The sequence below is a fragment of the Actinoplanes sp. NPDC051537 genome, from assembly GCF_055586105.1.
Window position 1 is genome coordinate 61,808 of sequence record NZ_JBVJIU010000010.1, and the last position, 19,963, is coordinate 81,770.

General features: G+C 69.4%; 24 protein-coding genes and 1 tRNA gene. 20 read left to right on the plus strand and 5 right to left on the minus strand.

The window, feature by feature from the left end; all coding sequences use genetic code 11:
• The first annotated feature begins 31 nt into the window (after positions 1 to 31).
• Positions 32 to 457 carry a hypothetical protein gene (locus ACZ6TB_RS24650; protein WP_465557384.1) on the plus strand — a complete coding sequence of 142 codons (426 nt, stop codon included), beginning with the start codon at positions 32 to 34 and terminating at the stop codon, positions 455 to 457.
• Here the strand turns inward: ACZ6TB_RS24650 and ACZ6TB_RS24655 are convergent.
• The gene (locus ACZ6TB_RS24655; protein ID WP_465557386.1) at positions 451 to 1,080 is read right to left on the minus strand and encodes a TetR/AcrR family transcriptional regulator C-terminal domain-containing protein; all 630 of its coding nucleotides are present in this window, start codon (positions 1,078 to 1,080) and stop codon (positions 451 to 453) included. The genes ACZ6TB_RS24650 and ACZ6TB_RS24655 overlap by 7 nt on opposite strands.
• A gap of 67 nt (positions 1,081 to 1,147) precedes the next feature.
• Here ACZ6TB_RS24655 and ACZ6TB_RS24660 point away from each other — a divergent pair, with 67 nt between their 5' ends.
• The gene (locus ACZ6TB_RS24660; RefSeq protein WP_465557388.1) at positions 1,148 to 2,506 is read left to right on the plus strand and encodes an FAD-dependent monooxygenase; all 1,359 of its coding nucleotides are present in this window, start codon (positions 1,148 to 1,150) and stop codon (positions 2,504 to 2,506) included.
• A 28-nt stretch (positions 2,507 to 2,534) separates the two neighbouring features.
• Positions 2,535 to 3,719 (plus strand): MFS transporter, encoded by a 1,185-nt coding sequence (locus ACZ6TB_RS24665; protein ID WP_465557390.1) that lies wholly within the window; start codon positions 2,535 to 2,537, stop codon positions 3,717 to 3,719.
• 305 nt (positions 3,720 to 4,024) lie between these two features.
• On the opposite strand, the gene ACZ6TB_RS24670 is transcribed toward ACZ6TB_RS24665, so the two are convergent.
• Positions 4,025 to 5,053: an HNH endonuclease gene (locus ACZ6TB_RS24670; protein ID WP_465557392.1), complete on the minus strand. Its 1,029-nt coding sequence runs from the start codon at positions 5,051 to 5,053 to the stop codon at positions 4,025 to 4,027.
• 121 nt (positions 5,054 to 5,174) lie between these two features.
• Between ACZ6TB_RS24670 and ACZ6TB_RS24675 the strand changes: the two genes are divergently transcribed.
• Positions 5,175 to 6,506 (plus strand): hypothetical protein, encoded by a 1,332-nt coding sequence (locus ACZ6TB_RS24675; protein WP_465557394.1) that lies wholly within the window; start codon positions 5,175 to 5,177, stop codon positions 6,504 to 6,506.
• 279 nt (positions 6,507 to 6,785) lie between these two features.
• Here the strand turns inward: ACZ6TB_RS24675 and ACZ6TB_RS24680 are convergent, their stop codons facing one another.
• Together ACZ6TB_RS24680 and ACZ6TB_RS24685 are read right to left on the minus strand one after the other, a co-directional pair.
• The gene (locus tag ACZ6TB_RS24680; RefSeq protein ID WP_465557950.1) at positions 6,786 to 7,412 is read right to left on the minus strand and encodes an HAD family hydrolase; all 627 of its coding nucleotides are present in this window, start codon (positions 7,410 to 7,412) and stop codon (positions 6,786 to 6,788) included.
• A gap of 44 nt (positions 7,413 to 7,456) precedes the next feature.
• The gene (locus tag ACZ6TB_RS24685) at positions 7,457 to 8,323 is read right to left on the minus strand and encodes a winged helix-turn-helix domain-containing protein (protein ID WP_465557396.1); all 867 of its coding nucleotides are present in this window, start codon (positions 8,321 to 8,323) and stop codon (positions 7,457 to 7,459) included.
• Between the two features lie 163 nt (positions 8,324 to 8,486).
• Between ACZ6TB_RS24685 and ACZ6TB_RS24690 the strand changes: the two genes are divergently transcribed.
• From ACZ6TB_RS24690 to ACZ6TB_RS24765, 16 genes are all read left to right on the plus strand, one after another.
• The gene (locus ACZ6TB_RS24690; protein WP_465557398.1) at positions 8,487 to 8,732 is read left to right on the plus strand and encodes a DUF6284 family protein; all 246 of its coding nucleotides are present in this window, start codon (positions 8,487 to 8,489) and stop codon (positions 8,730 to 8,732) included.
• Positions 8,732 to 9,502 (plus strand): DUF2637 domain-containing protein, encoded by a 771-nt coding sequence (locus ACZ6TB_RS24695; protein WP_465557400.1) that lies wholly within the window; start codon positions 8,732 to 8,734, stop codon positions 9,500 to 9,502. The genes ACZ6TB_RS24690 and ACZ6TB_RS24695 overlap by 1 nt, the downstream gene beginning before the upstream one ends.
• 12 nt (positions 9,503 to 9,514) lie before the next feature.
• Positions 9,515 to 9,979, plus strand: coding sequence for a hypothetical protein (locus ACZ6TB_RS24700; RefSeq protein WP_465557402.1), 465 nt, complete (start codon positions 9,515 to 9,517; stop codon positions 9,977 to 9,979).
• Positions 9,976 to 10,659, plus strand: coding sequence for an NUDIX domain-containing protein (locus ACZ6TB_RS24705; RefSeq protein ID WP_465557404.1), 684 nt, complete (start codon positions 9,976 to 9,978; stop codon positions 10,657 to 10,659). The genes ACZ6TB_RS24700 and ACZ6TB_RS24705 overlap by 4 nt, the downstream gene beginning before the upstream one ends.
• A gap of 5 nt (positions 10,660 to 10,664) precedes the next feature.
• Positions 10,665 to 10,847: a hypothetical protein gene (locus ACZ6TB_RS24710; protein WP_465557406.1), complete on the plus strand. Its 183-nt coding sequence runs from the start codon at positions 10,665 to 10,667 to the stop codon at positions 10,845 to 10,847.
• 256 nt (positions 10,848 to 11,103) lie between these two features.
• A complete protein-coding gene (locus ACZ6TB_RS24715) occupies positions 11,104 to 11,277 on the plus strand; it encodes a hypothetical protein (protein ID WP_465557408.1) in 174 nt (57 codons plus the stop codon).
• Entirely contained in the window at positions 11,274 to 11,429 is a 156-nt protein-coding gene (locus tag ACZ6TB_RS24720; RefSeq protein ID WP_465557410.1) for a hypothetical protein, read from the plus strand. Before ACZ6TB_RS24715 ends, ACZ6TB_RS24720 begins: the two co-directional genes overlap by 4 nt.
• The gene (locus ACZ6TB_RS24725; protein ID WP_465557411.1) at positions 11,426 to 13,663 is read left to right on the plus strand and encodes a P-loop NTPase family protein; all 2,238 of its coding nucleotides are present in this window, start codon (positions 11,426 to 11,428) and stop codon (positions 13,661 to 13,663) included. The genes ACZ6TB_RS24720 and ACZ6TB_RS24725 overlap by 4 nt, the downstream gene beginning before the upstream one ends.
• Positions 13,664 to 13,805: 142 nt before the next feature.
• The gene (locus ACZ6TB_RS24730) at positions 13,806 to 14,054 is read left to right on the plus strand and encodes a hypothetical protein (protein ID WP_465557413.1); all 249 of its coding nucleotides are present in this window, start codon (positions 13,806 to 13,808) and stop codon (positions 14,052 to 14,054) included.
• An 8-nt stretch (positions 14,055 to 14,062) separates the two neighbouring features.
• Complete coding sequence (locus ACZ6TB_RS24735) at positions 14,063 to 14,386, plus strand: hypothetical protein (protein WP_465557415.1); 324 nt, start codon at positions 14,063 to 14,065, stop codon at positions 14,384 to 14,386.
• A complete protein-coding gene (locus ACZ6TB_RS24740; RefSeq protein WP_465557417.1) occupies positions 14,383 to 15,306 on the plus strand; it encodes a hypothetical protein in 924 nt (307 codons plus the stop codon). Before ACZ6TB_RS24735 ends, ACZ6TB_RS24740 begins: the two co-directional genes overlap by 4 nt.
• The gene (locus ACZ6TB_RS24745; RefSeq protein WP_465557419.1) at positions 15,306 to 15,668 is read left to right on the plus strand and encodes an RRQRL motif-containing zinc-binding protein; all 363 of its coding nucleotides are present in this window, start codon (positions 15,306 to 15,308) and stop codon (positions 15,666 to 15,668) included. The genes ACZ6TB_RS24740 and ACZ6TB_RS24745 overlap by 1 nt, the downstream gene beginning before the upstream one ends.
• On the plus strand, positions 15,665 to 16,696 hold the full coding sequence (locus ACZ6TB_RS24750) for a bifunctional DNA primase/polymerase (protein WP_465557421.1): 1,032 nt from the start codon (positions 15,665 to 15,667) through the stop codon (positions 16,694 to 16,696). Before ACZ6TB_RS24745 ends, ACZ6TB_RS24750 begins: the two co-directional genes overlap by 4 nt.
• Complete coding sequence (locus ACZ6TB_RS24755) at positions 16,696 to 17,811, plus strand: AAA family ATPase (protein WP_465557423.1); 1,116 nt, start codon at positions 16,696 to 16,698, stop codon at positions 17,809 to 17,811. Before ACZ6TB_RS24750 ends, ACZ6TB_RS24755 begins: the two co-directional genes overlap by 1 nt.
• Before the next feature lie 221 nt (positions 17,812 to 18,032).
• Positions 18,033 to 18,224, plus strand: a complete 192-nt coding sequence (locus ACZ6TB_RS24760) for a helix-turn-helix transcriptional regulator (RefSeq protein ID WP_465557425.1) — start codon at positions 18,033 to 18,035, stop codon at positions 18,222 to 18,224.
• A complete protein-coding gene (locus tag ACZ6TB_RS24765; RefSeq protein WP_465557427.1) occupies positions 18,221 to 19,624 on the plus strand; it encodes a tyrosine-type recombinase/integrase in 1,404 nt (467 codons plus the stop codon). The genes ACZ6TB_RS24760 and ACZ6TB_RS24765 overlap by 4 nt, the downstream gene beginning before the upstream one ends.
• 156 nt (positions 19,625 to 19,780) lie before the next feature.
• On the opposite strand, the gene ACZ6TB_RS24770 is transcribed toward ACZ6TB_RS24765, so the two are convergent.
• A tRNA-Ser gene (locus tag ACZ6TB_RS24770) sits at positions 19,781 to 19,865 on the minus strand.
• Positions 19,866 to 19,963: the final 98 nt, after the last annotated feature.

The following is a 19,963-nucleotide window of genomic DNA, read 5'->3' on the forward strand; positions in this document are numbered from 1 at the left end:
ACAAGAGACGGACCCGCTTACGATCTCCCGCGTGAGCCAGCCTGATGCTGAGACGAACGACGCGCGCGAGCTCGCGGAGCTGCGGGCCCGGTTCGAGCAGGAGAAGCGCGTCGAGGCCGAGCGCGTCGACGGCATCTCCCGGCTGTGCCGCAAATTCGGCGGCTGGGCCGAGCAGCACGACATCGAGACCAACTTCCAGGTCGGCGGGAAACGACTCTTTTCCCGTACGCGCGACGGCTGGGCCTTGAGCTCCTGGCGCGAGGACATACCGGCCGCCCGGGACGGCGCCGTGATGGCCGGGCGGCGGGTCGAGTCGACGCTGGTCGCGTTCGCCGACGGCTCGTGGACCGTGCACGAGTCCCACCCCGGCGGCCCGCACCACCGCTTCACCCCCGACGACGTGCGCCGGGGGATCGCCGAGTACGCCAAGAGCCGCGAGCTGCCCTGGCTCTACTGAGCCTCCACGGTGGACATCCCGGTCAGGATGAGCCGCAGGCCGTACTCGAAGTTCGCGTCGGTGTCGTCGGCGTAGAGATCGCCGGCCACGCTCGCCGTCAACGGGTACCGCTCGGCGTCGACCGTCAGACCGCCGGCGTAGGGGTTCCGCTCATATGCCACCCCGGTCCGCGCCTGCTCCTCGATCGTGAAGCCGATCGTGTAGTGCAGGATCACCGGAAACGCGCGTGCCGCCGTGGCCGGCTCGAAGCCCGCGTCCTGCAGCGTGCGCAGGATCAGCTCGACCGTGCGGGCAACGGCCGGGTTCGCCGAGTAGGCCCCGGCCGCGACCCGGGCGCCGTCGCGATAGCGCAGCAGCACGCGCCGGTTGCGGACGGCCAGCCCGGTCAGCCACTCCTGCCAGCTCTCGCCCCGGCGCGGCGCCTCGAGGCCCTCGGCGGACTCGGCCGTGAGCAGGTCGGCCATCGCGTCGAGCAGCTCCTGCTTGTTCTTCATGTGCCAGTAGAGCGTCGGCGCCTGGACGCCCAGCTCCTTGGCGAGCACCCGCATGGTCAGGCCGTCGAGGCCGACCTCGTTGAGGGCGGTCAGGGCGGCGCGGGCGATCGCGTCCCGGGTCAGCTTCACGCTTGACACCCTAGCATCGTTAGGCGTATCCCTAACTTAGTTAGAGAATTCTCATGGGGGGGCCGAAATGGAACAGGTTGTCATCGCGGGCGGCGGCCCGACGGGGCTGATGCTGGCGTGCGAGCTACGGCTGGGCGGGGCCGACCCGCTGGTGATCGAGCGGCTGGCCGGGCCGAGCGGCGAGTCGCGGGCGGGCGGCATCCACGCCCGCACGATGGAGGTCCTCGACATGCGCGGCATGCTCGAGCCGTTCCTGGCCGAGGGCCGCCGGCTGCCGCGCGGGCACTTCGCGGGCCTCCCGCTGGACTTCTCCGGCCTGCCCACGCGATATCCGTTCCTGCTGAACGTCCTGCAGCGGCGGATCGAACGGCTTCTCGAGGCGCGGGCGCGCGATCTGGGCGTACGGCTGCGGCGCGAGGTGGCCGTGACCGGTCTCCGCCAGACGGCCGACCACGTCGAGATCGAGACCACCGAGGGTGGGCTCGCCGCGGCCTACGTCGTCGGTTGTGACGGCGGGCGCAGCACGGTCCGCAAGCTCGCCGGCATCGACTTCCCCGGCACGCCGGGCACGATGACCGCGATCCTCGGCGACGTCACCCTCGACACGCCGCCGCCCGGCCCGGTGTTCCAGGAGCGCACGCCGTCCGGGAACTGGTCGGTGCTCAACTTCGAGCCCGGGTGGTACCGGGTGATCACCAACGACTTCGACGAGGTCGCCGACCGGGACGCGCCGATCACCGTCGAGGACCTGCGCGCCTCGCTGAAACGGCACGCCGGCACCGACTTCGGCCTGCGCGATCCCCGTTGGGTCTCGCGCTACAACGACGCCGCGCGCCTCGCCTCGCGCTACCGGGAGGGGCGGGTCCTGCTGGCCGGCGACGCCGCGCACATCCACTACCCGGCCGGTGGTCAGGGCCTCAACACCGGCGTGCAGGACGCGGTCAACCTCGGTTGGAAGCTCGCCGCGGTCCTGCGGGGCGATCAAAAGCAAAGCCTGCTCGACACGTACGGGGCGGAGCGCCGTCCGGTGGCCGAGCGGGTACTGGAGAACACGCGGGCACAGACCGCGCTCACCCGGCCGGACGCGCAGACGTCGGCGCTGCGGCAGGTGCTGGCGGGCCTCACCGCGTTCGGTGACGTGAACCGGTCGCTGTCCGAGATGATCGCCGCCCTCGACATCCGCTACCCGCTCGGTCCCGGGGCCGGTCATCGGGTGCCGGATCTCGATCTCCCCGACGGCAGCCGTCTCTACGCGCACCTCCACGACGCTCGCCCGGTCCTGCTCGGCGACGCCGCGGTCCCGGCCTACGTGCGCCGCCTCTACCACCCCGGCCCGGCCACGCTGATCAGGCCCGATGGCCACGTCGCGTGGGTTGCCGACCAGGGCCCGGAGGCTCTCCGCGAGGCCGTCGACCGCTGGTGCTGATCAAGCTTTAACGAGTAAGTTGGGCGGCGTGACGACCATCGACCTCGACCGCCCGCGGCTCGAGCGGGCCAAGGTCGCGGTCGCCGCCACCTTCGCCACCAACGGGCTGGCCTTCGCCGGCTGGCTCGCCCGGGCCCCCGCCGTCCGCGCCGATCTGCACCTCACGCCGTCCGGGTTCGGGCTGCTGCTGTTCTGCATCTCGGCCGCCGCGATCCTGTCGATCCCGCTCTCCGGGCCGCTCGTGCAGCGGGTCGGCCCGGCGCGGGCGATCCTGCTCGGCAGCGGCTCGCTCGTGCTCGGCCTGGTCGGCCTGGCCACCGGCACGCTGACCGGCTCGGTCCCGGTCGCGGCGGCCGGCCTCGTGCTGGTCGGCGCCGGCAACAGCGTCTGGGACGTCTCGATGAACGTCGAGGGCGCCGCGGTCGAGCGTCATCTCGGTCGCACGATCATGCCGCGCTTCCACGCCGGCTTCAGCCTGGGCACGGTGCTCGGGGCCGGGGCGAGCGCGCTGGCGGCGGCGGCCGGCCTGCCGATCTGGGCGCAGCTCTATCTCACCGCGCTGCTCGCGGCCGCGGTGACTCTCCCGACCGTACGGCGATTCCTGCCGCACATCCCGCTGCCGCCCGGCGAGCGTCCGCCGATGAGCGTCGGCCGGGCCTGGCGCGAGCCCCGCACCATCCTGATCGGCCTCATCATGCTCGGCTTCGGCTTCACCGAGGGCACCGCCAACGACTGGCTGGCCATCAGCCTGGTCGACGGCTACGGCACGAGCGAGACCATCGGCGCGATCGGCTACGGCACGTTCGTCACCGCGATGACCCTCGCCCGCCTCTTCGGCGGCCAGGCCATCGAGCGCTGGGGCCGGGTCCGCGTGCTGCGCGCGACGGTCGCCCTGGGCGCGGCCGGCCTGCTGCTGGTCTACTCGGGCGTCGCGGTCCCGCTGGCCCTGCTGGGCGGCCTCCTCTGGGGCGCCGGCGCGTCGCTCGGCTTCCCGGTCGGCATGAGCGCCGCGGCCGACGACCCGCTGCGCGCGGCCATCCGCGTCTCGGTGGCGGGCTCGATCGGCTACGGCGCGTTCCTGGCCGGCCCGCCCCTCATCGGCGTGCTGGCCCAGCACCTGGGCGTGCTCGACGCGATCCTGTGCGCCTTGGCCGCCCTGCTGATCGGCCTCCTCGCCTCCGGCGCCGCCAAGCCTCTGAAGTCGAAGGCATAACCGCCGACCTCGCCCTCGACACGACTCTCGCAACCTGGCCGAGCGCCGGGAGGCGGCTACGACACGACCGTCGACGGCCTTCGATCGTCGAGGTCGGCGGCGGGTTTCGCGGTTGATCAGGGTGCGGAGGGCGTGGGATTCGAACCCACGATGAGTTTCCCCATACCGGTTTTCAAGACCGCGAGCAGCGGTGCTCTGACCTGCTGAAACACCAGAAGAGCGCTCGCTGTTGTCGCGCGGGCGTCACGCCCCTATGTTTCAGCATGCCAGCCGACCTCAGCGTTCGAGCCTAGGCCGCTCGCGGCTTACCGAGCTGCGTTCGAGGCCAGAAGCGCCACAAGATCATCGAAGGTGAGCCAAGGGGACGTTCGATGGATCATCCGATGACAGTTCGAGCAAAGGAGGACAAGATCGTCCGGCCGCGTCGTCACGGGGCCGCTGACGTGGAGCGGTGTCCGGTGGTGGACCTCGATGTAGTCCGCCCCCCGGGTGCCGTAAACCTGCCCGAAATCGAATCCGCACGCCTCGCAATTGACTAGCTTGTGCCGACGCTTGTAGGCGTCGATGACCTTACGCCGCAATCGTGGGTCGCGCTCACGCCGTAGGTGGCGTCGTTCGAGCACGGCACCCTCGTCAGCGCTGACGCCATCGAGATCGAGATCTGCGACGCTGACGGGATCGTTAGCTTCTACGAGGATTGCAGCGCGGATCGCGGCCGCCTCGGCCGCCATCTCCGCCGGCCGCGCGAGGAACGCCTCGACGACTGCCCGGTCGTGCTGGCCCCCCTTCGTCGGTTTGCCCGCGTACTCCGGATGCTGGGTAGCGATGTCGGCCGTCTTGCGGGCGACGCCGTTGCGGTTGCGGAAGTCAGCGCCGCGTGTCTCGACGGAGTGGGCCGAGTTGAACTGGAGCAACTCCGACAGCTTGCCAACCCGGTCGTCCTCCGTGTCGAGCCATCGCCAGCCGTTTTCGCGGACGAGTTCACAAGCGAGCACAACCTCATCTCGGGTCCACGGCGGGTTGCGGTGTGCACGGACAACGAAGCCGAGAGCCTGTAGGCGTCGTACCACCGTCGCTTCGCCACCGGTGAAGTCACCGGATCGAAGATAGTCGCCGGTCCGAGTGCCATGGGCGTAGCCAACGATGGCCTTGGAGTCGTAGCGAGTGCCGTTCAGTTCCAGAAAGTAGGTTCGCGCGTTGCCGAAGCCGTTGTCGGCAAGAAACCGATCGCGGCCGAGCTGGTCGAACTCGGCAACGGGTGAGGAGCAGCAAGGTTCTGACCTCCTGAAACACCTGGCTGTGTAAACCGTCGCCGGATCCTCGTCAGCCCTCACAGGTGATTCAGCCGCGCGGAGGCTTGCTGCGGCCCTGGCGGGATTGCATCTGGCGTTGCTCGGCTTGTATCCTGGCCGGCTGCCCCGGCGTGATGGGCGGCATACTCCCGAGGAGGCCGCCATGGATGGGCAACCACGACACCTTGAGCCGCAGAAGCCCCTTAAAGGCGTTTACGGCTTCACCGATCCCGGAGCTTCAATCCCGCTCTATGAAGGTCCGATCAGCGGTCTGGCAAGTGGCGACCTGGAAGGTTCGATTCACCTCGACTTTGGCGCGGGGCCGTCACTACGGTGGCAAGTCAACGCCGCCACCGATCTAATCCATAAGGTTGGGCCGTGCGAAATTTCTGTCCAGAGGGGCGGCCATAGGTGGAAGATCGAAGCCGCGCGACGGGATTTCGTTAGTGGTTGGATAAATCACGCCGAGTACACCAAAGACCAAGAGCTGGATCGCGTGATAGTGCACTGGCTTAACCTTCCAGATATCACACGCGACATGCCGCTTACCGAGGATCGTCGAACATGGGCTGGTCGAGCGGTGCTCGCGCACGAAGGCTGGATGATCACGATGGACGGGCGCCGTGATCTCTCCTCGGTTCTAGACGACACGCACTCGTCTCACGTATATGCTATTACGCATATCATGGAGGTGAGAAGGGCTGACGGTCAGGGGTTCTCGGTTGATGCCGTCACGCACCTTCTTGAGAATCTTAGGGTTGCCTTGTCGTTCGCGCTGGGCCGCTGGGTTTCCGCGACGCTTCCGGTGGGATATTCCAAGTCAGGCGAGATTGTTTGGGAATCCTGGTCTTCCCCACTATGCGATCCCGCAAAGAGAGTCGGCCAGACGCTGCTCTTCTACCACTCTATCAATGACGTCACTCGCTACCTTGAGCTGGCGTTGAGTGCCCTCGGCGCAGAGGGTCGTAACGGCTCTCTCCGATTTCAAATGGCGTCCGCAGTGCAATCTGCGCAGGCTGGATTCCTTGAACAGCGCATCGCAGTTGCCTTTGCGGCGCTTGAGAATTTAGCGTGGATCATCCTTGTTCTCGGAAAAAGGGTGTCCAAGTCGGAGTTCGAAAATCGGAATAAGTGGCCAGGTGCGAAAAGGGTCCGCGAAATCCTGAGTCTGGCCTCAATACCGACAAGCCTCGATATAGCTGACCTGCCCGCGTTGGTGAAATTCGCAAGCGATGATGGAAAGAAACTCGACGGGCCGGCCGCACTCGTGCAGGTACGCAACCGGCTGGTACATCCTAAGTCGCCACGAGACGAGGTGTACCATATTCCGGGCCTCATGCTCGACTCATGGTACCTTTCCCGCTACTACCTAAATCTGTTAATCCTTCACTTCATCCGATACGACTGCGACGTATCGACGGGCCAACTCCCACCAATCGGTTGGTTCGGCAGCCAGCCCGTCCCCTGGTCCTCGACGCACGGCCCGGGTCGCTAGAAGGGCCACGCACGAATTCGCGGCAAGAGACGCGAGGGATCGCACTGTCACTCTCGTTTGTCCAGCTCAGCAGGATCGGGTGACAGCGGCGTCGGCGGTGACGTCGGCCCCATACGCCCGGTCCGCCCCCCACCAACCCAGCCATAAGGGCAGCCTAGGCGGACATCTATTAGATCCGAGTGACAGGCGAAGGCGGAGCTGTCACCTACATTTCAGCAGGTCAACGCCTGTCGGGTGACAGTAGTGACACCGGTGACAGGGGTGACGTCGGCGCGGTTACTACGACACGCTCTCAGCAAGATCTTGCATCGAGGTGACCACGGCGTCAGCGCCGGAAAAAGCATTGACTTTCCATGGTCGGTTTGCGTAGCCGACCACGTGAACGCCCGCCGCTCGGGCAGCCTCGATGTCCGTGATCGAGTCGCCGACCAATGTGCAGTTTGCATGCGAAGCGCCGAGGGACTGCACGGCTTCCAGGATTGGTCCGGGGTGAGGCTTCATCCTCGCCGGATCGGCGTACGCCCTGCCGACGATCGGCGCGACCAACGGCAGGAGGCCGTGGGCGGCCAGATACGCCTCGACGGCCGGTGCCGAGTTGTTGCTGACGACCGCGACCGGCAGGCCGCGCGCGTGCGCGTTGACGATCAACTCGTGTCCGAACGGGGTGGCCGCCGCGACCTCAACGGCGCTTAACTCCGACTCGCAGAGCGCATCCTCAACAGCGGTGATCACCTTCGCCGAGCACTGTTCGCCCGCCCACCGCAGAACCTCCATCGGGTCCGGCTCGCCCCGGACCGCGACGGGCACCGTTACGTCGAGCCCCGCCAGGACCGTGACGAGTTTCGCCGCCACCCGAGGTGCTGGGTAACCCGCAAAGACAGAACAGATGGGGCCGTCGAAGTCCATCAGAAGCGGCCCAGCCTTGATGAGCCTGGCAAGGTCCGCCCTGCTCACGGGCGATACTCCCGAGCGACGCTATTCCACACGGCGTCGAACCAGACCTTGGAGGACTCGACGAACTGTGTGCCGTGCGATCCTTCGTCATCGTCCGCGGCGTAATGGAACAAGGTCACGTCCTTGCCCATCGGGTCGAAGATCTCGACCGGATTGCCGCCGATGGTGACCTCACGTTTGACCACGGAGTAATACCCGAAGAACGCCTCTCGGCCGTTCAGCAGGTAGAGCTTGAAGGTTGGGGCGATGCTGTGCATCCGCGCCTCCACCGTCGCTGACTTCACGAGACCGAGGTCTCCCAGCTCCTCCACCTGGTCGATGATCCCATCAGTCGATCGGCGCGTGATCCGTTCTTGCCGCTTTCGTACAGCAGCGTCGTCGCCGCCGGTTGCTGCCAGCGCGGGCAGCGCCATGGGCACCGACATGTCCGAGATCAGCAGACGGACGGCGATCGTCTCGGGTGCCATGCGGCCGGCCCGGACTAGGTCTAGGGCTTCGGCGATGGCGTCCCGCAGGGTCTCGCCAGCGAATCCGGCAAAGTCGATGGTCACATGCGGGTGCTCGAATGCCGCCTCGATCAGCGGGCGTAGCTCAACTGGGCGCTGAGTCTGCGCGCGGACGTAAGCGCCACTTCCCTGTCGGGTGACGATCAGCCGCTCGTTGCGCAGAATTTCAAGCGCCCGCCGGATCGTTTCCCTGGCAACGCCGTACCGACTCGCCATGTCCTGCTGCGCAGGCAGCTTGTCACCCGGCGCGAGCTTTCTGGTCAGGATGGCCGCTCGCAGCACGTTTGCGATCTGCTGCGACGCCTGACGTGGGTCGTCGGGATCTAGCTCACCGAGGAAGTCCGAGTTCGAGGTCACGCGTCCGACCTTACATCCTGCCTAGACAAGCGAGAAAAGCTGTCGGCTGAACATTGACTTGTCTAGGCAAGCTGGTCTACCTTCAAGGCGTCGGCAGGATGCCTAGGCAAGCGAGGCAGATTCTCGACGAGCTGCGTCGACCCACTTCTTTGGAGGACATCCCGTGAGGAAGCGTCGCCCCGTCACCGACGGCCCGTCGCCGGCAGACCTGTCCGCGATCGAGGCCGAGTGGCCGCTGATCGAGGCGGAGTTGGCCGTGTTGGACGCCGAGATCACCTACCTCTGCGCCACCGAGTGCGGCGGCCCGTCGCCGCTGGATTGGCGGCGTCTGCGCCGGGCTGAGGCCCGCGTCGTTCGCGTGGCCGCCGAGCTGGCCGCGCGTCCCGTCGTTCGCCGGGCGGTGGCGTGATGACCCAGGACATCACGCGTCTGCGCCGGATCGGGTGGGGCACCCGAGGTGTGTTCGCCCTCGGCATCTCTGCGTCCCTGGCCGGCAACGTGCTGCATGCCGCGGATAACCCGGTCAGTAAGGCAATTTCGGCGTGGTCGCCGCTGGCGCTGCTGTTGACCGTCGAGCTGATCTCCCGTATCCCCACTCGCCGCGGCTGGATGACCGTCGGCCGGCTCGGCGCTACCGCGGTTATCGCGGGCATCGCCGCGTGGGTGTCGTACTGGCACATGGCCGGCGTCGCGGCCCGTTACGGCGAGACCGGCGCGAGCCCGTTTCTGTTGCCGTTCAGCGTGGACGGTCTGATCGTGGTCGCCTCGATCAGCCTGGTTGAGATCGGTGGCCGGATCCGCGCGCTGAGCGCACCGGACTCCAACGCCGCACCGGTCACCGCGCCAGCCACTCTCGCCGCGCCAATCGCCGAGGCCGGTACCGCCGAGGCCGACCCGGTCATCGTCGCCTCGATCGCCGAGCCCGCGCTCGCGGCCGCTCCCGCTGTACCGGTGCCGGTCAAGAAGTCTCCCGCGAAGCGCGTCACCCCGCGGCCGGCGTCGGCCGACAAGGTGGCCAAGGCTGCCGCGAAGCTGCCCGACGCGAGCGTCGCCGAGATCGCCAAGAAGGCCGGCGTCTCCGTCTCCACGGCCCGGCGTCACCTCCCCGCCGCCCGCATCGCCGATGCGTCAGCATCTGCCCCGGTTCCTGCGGAAACGCCCGCACTGCTGGCCGCGTGAGGAGCGATCCCGATGACCGAGCCCGAGATCTTCGAAGCCTGTGCCGAACTGCACAACCTGCGCACCGAGCTGGCCGAGCTACACGAGTGGGCCGAGGCCGCGCTGAACGACGAACACGACCGGCAGTACATCGCCGAGCACCTGTCCGACGCGCTCGACGCCCTGGCGACCGGCAACGACGTGCCGGCCCATCCCTTTCTAGTTCTGCCCGACGGCACGGCTCCTACCGACCAAAGCAGCGCCGTGCCGTCGGTCTCCACCCCATCGGTCCCGCAAGACCCACAAGGAGAGACCCCCATCATGGCAAGCAACCAGAACTGCGCGGCAGACCCGGTCAAGAACGAGATCGGCAAGTCCGACCGCGCCGAGCGCCGCGACGCCGCCATGGCCGCCGACTCCCGCCAGCAGCGTGCCGCGCACGCCGCCGGGCAGGACCGCCGCTCGATCGGCGTGACCCGTAAGGCGTTCCGCCGATGACCGGCCGCGAATACACCCACCCCGACGTGTTCGGCCGCGGGATCGCCGAGGGCTGGGCCGACCCCGAGACCGACCCCACCCGCATCGACTGGCCGGCCCGACAGGCCGCCGCCGCGATCCCGTTCAAGGTGGTCGACGGCCGGCCGGTCAACCCGTGCGAGCGAACCGGGATCCGCTACGGCCGCAACGAGTTGGGCCACTGGGGCGAGGCCCTAGCCGCCGATGCGCTCGTGACCGCCGACGACCTGGCCGGGCACCGCTGGATCCTGATGGTCGAGCGCGACGACGGACACGGCTGGGCACTGCCCGGCGGACACGTCGAGCCGGGCGAGACCCCGGACCGGGCCGCCGTGCGGGAACTGGCCGAGGAAACCCACCTGAGCCTGCCGACCGGCGGGTGGTGGCAGGTCGAACCGCCCCGCTACGTGCCGGACCCGCGCGGCAGCGATGAGGCGTGGATGGTCACCGTGCTCGCCCGCGCCGACCTCGGCCTCTGGCCGACCCATGCCGACCTGCCGGCCGTGCGGGGCGGCGACGACGCCGCCCGCGCCGCGTGGGTGCGCGCCGACAGCTACGCCGATCTCGCCGCCCACCTCGCCGAAGCGTACGCCGGCGAGATCTTCCCCGCCCATCGAGCGATGCTCGCCGACGCGCTCGCCGAGCCGGTCGTGGAGGGCTGAACGCCATGGCCAAGCGCGAGTTCACCTGGACCACCAAGAACGGCCGGCCCGCGGTCGTCGAGACCCCTCGGCACCTGCGCGGCCGGTCGGAGTACGACGCCGGCACCTACACCGAGAACGTGATCGCTCGCCGCGCCGGGGACGCCGCTTCGGCGCTCGTGCGGGGCCTGCTCGGAGGGAAGCGCTGATGAGAACCACCTGTCGCGGGTGCCGCGGTACCCGCATCCAGTACCGGCAGTGCGGCCGCTGCAAAGGCTCCGGCCGCGTGCGGCTGGCCTGCGAGATGTGCGGAGGTTCCGGCGAGACCAGATGGGCCGGAACCAAGTGCACCGAGTGCCGCGGGGCGAAGACCAACGTCTACATCTGCCGCGAATGCGGCGGCAACCGCCAGATTCCGCATCAGTGTCATGGCTGTGACGGCAGCGGCAGCGTGGAAGTGCGCTCGTGATGGCCGCGCATCGGTTCGCCGCCCGCGGCGGCAACGTCAACTGCCCGACCTGCCGCGGCGCGGGTGAGGTGCTCGCGGGCCGCGACGGCCGGCCCATCAGCAACATGTTGCAGATCACCGGTTGGGTGCGGTGCCGCACCTGCCGCGGATCCGGGCTGGTGGCCCGATGATCCGCCGGCTCACCGGCTGGTTCCTGCTGGCCGCCGCCGCGCTGAACCTGTTCGCCGCACTCGCTGATCCGTCTCGACTTCGCACCCTGGCCGCCGTCGGCCTCGCCGCCGCGGCCGGTGCCACTCTCGCTCGATCGGAGGACCGTTCGTGAGCACCAACCCTAACCACGAGCCGGAAGACTTCGACTGGACCGCCGCCGAGGCCGACGTCGCCGACCCCGCGGCGGCCGAGGCCGACGTGGTGGACCTGGACGCCGCCCGCGAGCGGCGCGCCAACTACACGCCCGCCGACCTGGCCGCCGAGGACCTCGACGGTGACGGCGGGGCCGGGCCGGTGCTGGTGGACTCGATCGCCGCGCAGCGGCGGCCGCGGTTCACCCTGACCGGGTTCCGCGACGCTACCCGGGTGCCGATCGTGCCGTCGTGGCTCAAGTCGTCCGCCGAGTTCGGCGGGAACCTGGCGTGGGCGGCCGGGTTCGGTCTGCACGCCCTGGCGTATCACGGGCTGCGGTCGCCGAAGTACGCGATCAAGCTCGCGTGGCGCACGCCCCGCGGGTTCGCCCGGATCTGCGGCGGCTACAACCGGTGGCTGTGGGACCTGGAAGGTGAGCCGGTGCGGCAGTCGATCGTGCGCGCCGCGGTCGACCGGCCGGACGAGGCCAAGGAGTACCTGCGGCTGGCCAGCAAGCGGGACCGGCGGGTGCGGTGGCGGGGCATGGTCACGGTGTTCCTGACCGTCGCGCTCGTGCTGGCCGTAGGGGCGCTCATGCTGGCCCCGCACGCCGCGCAGTACGCCGCCCTGGCCGCGCTGCTGATCCTGTTCGGCGTGGTCGGTGCCCCGGCCGATAAGCCGCTGTTGGACACCGCGGTCGTGCGCAACGACGCCGCGCCGCTGACCTCGATCGAGGTGTTCACCGCCCTGGTCGCGCTCAACATTGCGGGCATCAACCAGGCGGTGCGCCGCGGCGACAACGGCAAGAAGTGGTTCCCCGCGCCGATCGCCCGGGAGAACGGCATCGGCTGGCGCGCCGAGGTGGAGCTACCCCGCGGGGTCACCGCGTCCAGCGTGGTCGACAAGCGCGAAGAGTTGGCCGCCGCGCTGACCCGCCCGCTCGGCTGCGTGTGGCCCGAGGCCAACGCCGAGGTGCACCCGGGCCGGCTCGTGCTGTTCGTCGCGGACAAGGACATGTCCCGGGCGAAGCAGGCCGCGTTCCCGCTGGCCAAGTCCGGAACGGTGAACCTGTTCAAGGCGTCACCGTTCGGCACCGACCCCCGCGGCCGGCTGGTGACGCTGACCCTCATGTTCGCCTCGATGATCATCGGCAGCATCCCGCGGATGGGTAAGACGTTCGCGTTGCGGCTGGTGCTGCTGATCGCCTGTCTTGACCCGCGGGCGCGGCTGCTGGCGTTCGACCTGAAGGGCACCGGTGACCTGTCGCCGTTGGAGCCGGTGGCGCACCGCTACCGGGCCGGCGACGACGAGGAAGACATCGCCTACGGGCTGACCTCGATGCGGGAACTGCGCGACGAGATGCGCCGCCGTACGAAGGTGATCCGGGAGCTGCCGCGGGACTTGTGCCCCGAGAACAAGGTCACCGACGAGTTGGCCAACAACCGCAAGCTGGGCCTGTTCCCGATCGTGGCTGGCGTGGATGAGTGTCAGGTGTGGTTCGAGCACCCGAAGTACGGGGCCGAGTTCGAGGAGATCTGCACCGACGTGGTCAAGCGCGGCCCGGCGACCGGGATCAACCTCGTGCTGGCCACCCAGCGGCCGGACGCCAAGAGCCTGCCCACCGGCATCTCGGCGAACGCGGTGCTGCGGTTCTGCCTCAAGGTGATGGGCCACACCGAGAACGACATGGTGCTCGGTAGCTCGATGCACAAGAACGGGATCAAGGCGACCATGTTCTCCCGCCGCGACCGCGGGATCGGCTACCTCGCCGGCGAGGGTGATGACCCGGTGATCTCCCGGACGTTCTTCGTCGATGCCCCCGGCGCTGAGGTGATTGTGCGGCGGGCGCGGGTGCTGCGGGAGAAGGCCGGCACCATCACCGGCCACGCTGCCGGCGTCACCATCGACACCGCCGCGGTCCGCCGCGACACCGTCCTTGAAGACGTGGTCGCGGTGATGGCCGAGGCCGAGCCGAAGCTGTGGACCGAGGTGCTCGCCGAGCGGCTGACCGCGCTGCGGCCCGACGTCTACGCCGGCCTGACCCGGGATCAGCTCACCGCGGCGCTCAAGCCCTACGGCGTGCGCACCGGGCAGGTGTGGGGCACCGACCCCGCGACGAACCGCGGCGCGAACCGCAAGGGCATCACCCGCGCCGACATCCTCACCGCCATCACCAAGCGTGACCGTGAGAACGGTGGCGGCAAGAACACCTAGCCGAAGATTCGCCGCTAGGTCTAGCGGCCACCCCCGCTAGACCTAGCGGCCCCGCTAGCGACCCATCAAATCCCTGATCAGCGCCCTAGCACCTAGCGGCGTCGGCCCCGCACACCCTCAAACCGGCTCAGGAGGCGTCCCGATGACCACCGCGGTTGCGCTAGCTAGCCTCGCCACCCTCGGTTACACAGCGTTCTACATCATCAACTGCGCGGTCTTCCCGTTCGGCCGCTGCCGCCGGCACCGGTGCGACAACGGACGGATCTACTCCCGCATGTCCCGCAAGGTCTTCCGCGACTGCCCGCGGTGTGAGGGCACCGGCCGCCGGGTGCGTGTCGGCCGCCGGATTTACGAGCACCTGCGCGACGAGCACAAGGCCGGCAACCGATGAGCCGGACCATGGCACGGCTTCGCCGCGAGCCCACGCCGCACACCGCGTGGTGCGCCCGCGACCACCGGTGCGGTCTCGCCGAGCACCGCGGGCCGGGCCTGATCGCCGATGCCATCGGCGGCCGGGCCGTCGTCACCCGCGTCCGTGCCGGCGACGTCGAGTACATCGAGGTGACCGCCCGGATCCGGTTGCACCACACCGAAACCGGTGCCCGCTGGCAACTCGACGAGACGTTGCGGCTGATGCGGGAGCTGCTGACCGCGGTCGCGATCCGCCGCGGCGTGCTGCGCGGCCGCACCGACCGGCCGGCTCTCGATCGGCGGTCGGCATGACCGCCGCGGCCCGGACGCGGTCCGGCGACACACGTCGCGTCTGCAGCGGCCCCTCCGGAGACGACGCGTCGCGCGTCGACCAGACGCGACGGCTATGCGCGTGGTGCCGAGACCCGATCCCGGCCGCGGCACGGCGCGACTCGATCTGCTGTTCCGTGCGCTGCCGGCAGGCCCGCCACCGGTTCACCCGGGCCGCCGGCCGGCCCGTCGCCGACACCGCCGGACGGCCGTTGCGCCTGGCCTACGCCGATCCGCCGTATCCGGGCAAGGCGTGGCTCTACCGCGATCACCCGGACTACGCCGGCGAGGTCGATCACGCCGCGCTGATCCATCGCCTCACGTCGTACGACGGGTGGGCGCTGTCCACCTCGGCCGCCGCGCTGCCCGCCGTGCTTGCCCTGTGTCCGCCCGACGTGCGGGTGGCCGCGTGGCACCGCGGGGAGCGGCCCAACCCAAGCCGGTGGCCACTCAACGCGTGGGAACCGGTGATCTTCCACGGCGGCCGGCCCGCAGACCCGTCGCGTTGCGAGCATCCGCTCCGGACGCGACGCGTCGATTCCCTCGTGCACGGCGTCGCCGTCATGACCACCCTGCCGGGCCGGGTAGTCGGCGCCAAGCCCGCGGCGTTCTGCCGCTGGGTTTTCGATCTACTCGGCGCGGCCACCAACGACACGCTCGACGATCTGTTCCCCGGCTCCGGAGCGGTCAGCCGCGCATGGGCCGCCTACACCACCGAGCCGTCGTCCGCGGCCCGAAACGACGCGTCGCATCCAGATGGAAACGACGCGTCGCGTTCCGCCGGCGCGCGACGTTATGCGCCGCCGGCCAGCGGCATCGGCCGGCCAAAAACCGAAGAATTTCCCGCCGATGGCGTGGAGCTCCACACCCCGCGCCGCAAATTCTTCGGCGGGCGGTCCTGATGTCCCGGATCCGAGTCGCGTTCTGGGATCCCGAGGGCACTCGGTACGGCGGGCTGCCGACCTACTGGTGGCGCGGCGCTCCCACGGGCTACGCCACCCGCCGGCAACTACGCGCCGCCGGGCTGTGCCCCGGCCGGCAACCGATCGCCGCGCAAATCCTGTGGGCCGGCGTCGGCGGCGTCCGCGCCGCGTACCTGTACCGGCTCGACCTCGCACGGCCCAAACGCACCCCGACGCCCGCGCAGCGTCGCGCGATCCAGGCCGCGCTCCACGCCCGGCGCACCTGCCCGACCTGCCGCCGGGTACGCGGCTACTACATCCCGCGCTCGCTCGGCGAGTGCCTGACCTGCCACGACCGATGACCAGCGCCGCGGGCTGGCTCGACTGGCGCAACCACGCCGCCGGGCCGCCGCTGCCCTGCCGGATCTGCGCCCGGCCGGCGATCTGCCGCGACGGGAACGGCCGGCCCTGTCACAAGACCTGCGCCGAGCGCGCAACACCGCTATCAACGGAGGCGATTTCCTTGCACGGCAACGAAATGCTGACCGTCGCGCTGTCGGCCGCGGCCCGCGGCTGGCATGTGTTCCCGCTCCGCCCGGACGACAAACCGCCCGCGCTCGATCGGTGGGAGCAGCGCGCCACCGTCGATCCCGACCGGATCCGTCGGTGTTGGGCGGCCGGCCCGTTCAACGTCGGCATCGCGTGCGGGCCGTCCGGGCTCGTGGTGCTCGACTTCGACGCCCGCAAGACCGGCCAGAGCGCGCCCGCGGGACGCGAGGGCTATCTGCACGGCTGGGGCGTGTTCACCGACCTGTGCGCCGACCTCGGCCACCCGGTGCCCGATGACACCTACGCCGTGGCCACCGGCCGCGGCGGACTCCACCTGTATTTCCGGCACCCGGACGGCGTCGAGCTGCGTAACACCGCCGGCTCGTTGGGCTGGCTGATCGACACCCGCGGGCACGGCGGCTACGTCGTTGCCGCGGGCTCGATCGTCGCCGGGCACCCCTACACGGTCCGGCAGGACACCCGGGCCGGTCTGCTGCCCGGCTGGCTCGCCGAACGGCTCCAGCCCGCGCCGCTGCGGCCCGCGGGACCGCCGGTTGTCGTCGAGCTGCCCGCCGACCGGCGCGGCGCGTACGTGCGGGCCGCGATCGCCGGCACGCTCGAGAAACTCGGCGAGGCCCGGGAGGGCGGCCGGAACCGGGCGCTGTACATGGCCGCGCAGACCCTCGGCCAACTCGTCGCCGGCCACGCGGTCGCCGAAGAGACCGTGACCGCGGTGCTCGCCGACGCCGCGGCCCGACTCGGCCTCGGCGAGCGGGAGACCGAGACCACCATCCGATCCGGGCTCGCCGCCGGCGCGCGTCGGCCGCGGCAGGTGGCGTGATGACCGCCCCGACCCCGGCCGAGCGGCCCGCGCTGCGGGTGGCCGGGCCGGACGACGCCGCGGCGGTGCTGTCCGCGGCCGGCCAGCCCGCCCGGCTGCGCACCTCATGGACCGCCGCGGACATCATGGCGATGGAATTCGCCCCGCCCCGGTGGGCGGTGCCCGGCGTGATCTCCGAAGGGTTCAGCCTGCTCTGCGGCCCGCCCAAGGTCGGCAAGTCCTGGATGTCCCTCGGCCTCGGCGTGGATGTCGCCCGCGGCGACCGGGCATTCGGCGTGATCGACGTCGAGCCCGGCGCGGTGCTCTACCTCGCCCTGGAAGACACCGCCCGGCGGCTGCAAACCCGCCTGCGGAAGGTTCTCGGCGACCGGGCCGCGCCCGCGGGCCTAACCCTGGCCACCCAATGCCCGCCACTGCCGCAAGGCGGAGATCAGGCAATCGCCGCCTGGCTCGATCGGCACCCCGGCGCGCGGCTGGTCATCATCGACGTGTTCGCCAAGCTGCGCGGCAACTCCGCCCCGGGCGCGTCCGCCTACGACGCCGACTACGCCGCGGTCGGGCGGGCGAAGAAGGTCGCCGACGATTACGGCGTCGCCGTCGTCGCGGTGCACCACGTGCGTAAGGCCGGCTCCGATGACTTCCTGGCCGAGGTGTCCGGCACCAACGGGCTCGCCGGCGCGGCCGACGCGACCCTCGTGCTCAAACGAGCACGCAACCAGGGTGACGGCGTTCTGCACGTCACCGGCCGCGACGTCGACGAGGCCGAGTACCCACTGACCTTCGACCCCGCCGCGGGCGCGTGGCAGATGCTCGACGGCCCGGCCGGCGACTACCAACTCAGCGACACCCGCGCCGCGATCCTGCGCTGGCTGCGCGGCGCGCCCGGCTCCACCCCGAAGGTCATCGCCGAGGGCGTCGGTCTCAAGGCGGACACCGTCCGGCAGACGTGCTCGCGGATGCTCGCCGACGGCCAACTCACCGCCGAACCCGGCGGCCGGTACCGGGTACCCGGTGTCACCGCTGTCACTCCTGTCACCGCTGTCACTCAACCCACGCTGACCAGCGGAAACGACAGTGACAGCCCGAGTGACAGTTCCGCGGGTAACCGACCATGACAGACCGGCTGAAACACAAAAAATCCGCCATGATTCAGGACGGATGCATAGGAACACCCCAGGGTGTCCGAGATCTTGGCTCAGCGTTGCTCTCAGCCGGCCGTTCTCCGCCTCTCCGGCGAAGCGCTGCCCGCACCGTCCACGGAAGACCCCCGCTCGGCCGTGAGGCCGGCACAGAGCCACTGAGAGCCCCGCATCACCACGCCAGGGAGGCCGGACCCATGGCAACGCGCACCTTCCTCACCCTCGACGAGTTCCTGACCGAATTGGCCGTTCCCCGCTCGACCTTTTTCCGCTGGAAGGCGCTGGGGCAAGCGCCGCGCACATACAAGATGCCCAACCGGCAGATCCGCATTCGCCGCACCGACTTCGAATCCTGGCTGTCCGCGCGAGAGGAACCGCAAGCGGCATGAACACCACCTATGACGTCAAGATCTGGGGAATCCAAGAACATAAGGGAAAAGATCGGAAGACCGGCAAGCCGCGCAGCACCTATCGAGTTCGATGGGTCGTAGCCGAGAACGTCTTCGGCGAAAGCTTCCAAACCAAAGCACTCGCGGAAAGCTATCGATCGAAGCTGGTGACCTACCAGCGGGAAGGTGTGGCGTTCGATGTCGCGACCGGTCTGCCCGAACCGATGGCACGGGCACGCAGCACCCGCTCGTGGTACGTACACGCCATCGCGTTCGTAGACATGAAGTGGCCGCGCGCCTCAGCAAAGCACCGCAAGAGCATCGCCGAGTCACTGGCCCACGTCACCCCTGCCTTGCTCGCTAGCGACCGCGGCGCGCCCTCGGACGCCGAAATTCGGCGCGCGTTGTACTCGTGGTCATTCAACAAGACGCGGCGGGAGATCGGGCCGCCGCCGGACGACATAGCCGAAACGGTGCGCTGGCTGGAAAACAACAGCGTGCCGTTGACGGAACTGGAAGACGCCGCGCTGATCCGAAAAGCGCTCGATTTGCTCGCTCTCCGAACCACGGACGGCCGATCGGCAGCCGCGACGACGATCGCCCGCAAGCGTGGTGTTTTCTACGGTGCGCTTCGCTACGGCGTCGAATTGCGCCTACTGCCGACACACCCGATGGACCACGTCCAGTGGGTTACGCCGAAGTCGGAAGACGAAGTGGACAACCGCTCGGTCATCAACCCGCAGCAAGCGATCGGGATGCTGTCCGTTGTCGCGACCATCGCGCCGCACCTCGTCGCCTTCTTCGCGTGCCTGTACTTCGCGGCGCTGCGACCGGCCGAGGCCCTGCATTTGCGCGTCGATGACTGCGACCTCCCTGAGAAGGGGTGGGGCATGCTCCGGCTCACCGGATCCACTCAGCATGTCGGGCAGGATTGGGGCGACGACAGCAGTGCTGTGCGCGAAGACCGAGCCTTGAAGCATCGCCCCGAGTCGGCGACTCGACCGGTGCCGGCAGCGCCGATGCTCGTGCGTGCCCTGCGCTGGCACATCGCGGCCTACGGGCACGCGCCGGACGGGCGACTGTTCGTCACCCGCGGCTACGGCAATGGGCCGGTGTCGAAAGAGACCTACTCGCGGACCTGGCGACGAGCCCGCGGGATCGCGTTCACGCCCGCGCAGCTGCGCTCACCGCTCGCCCGCCGACCGTACGACCTGCGGCACGCCGCGGTGTCCCTGTGGCTCAACGCGGGCGTGCCGGCGACCCAGGTAGCCGAGTGGGCCGGGCACAGCGTCAACGTGCTGCTCAAGGTCTACGCCAAGTGCATCGAGGGGCAGGACGAGGCGGCCCGCCACCGCATCGCCGAAGCGCTCGGCGAGCCGCCCGACCAGGGCGAGGAGTAAGGACGGCGGCCGGCGTTCGTTGTCGCGTATTTGTCGCGACGAGTGAGATCAAGCGGTCCTGAGTGAGACCGAGTGAGACCGAGCGGTGAGGTGCGATGACCGCCGCCGACCTGCGTTCATCGAGGTCGGCGGCGGTTTTCGCTGTTCATCAATGTGCGGAGGGCGTGGGATTCGAACCCACGATGAGTTTCCCCATACCGGTTTTCAAGACCGGCGCCATCGGCCACTAGGCGAGCCCTCCCGGCGGTGCCGTCCCAGTCTGCCAGACCCCGTCACGGGGCTCCGCAGGCACTCTTAACCGAAACTTGTATTAAGACTCTTAACAGGCATCTGAGCTGC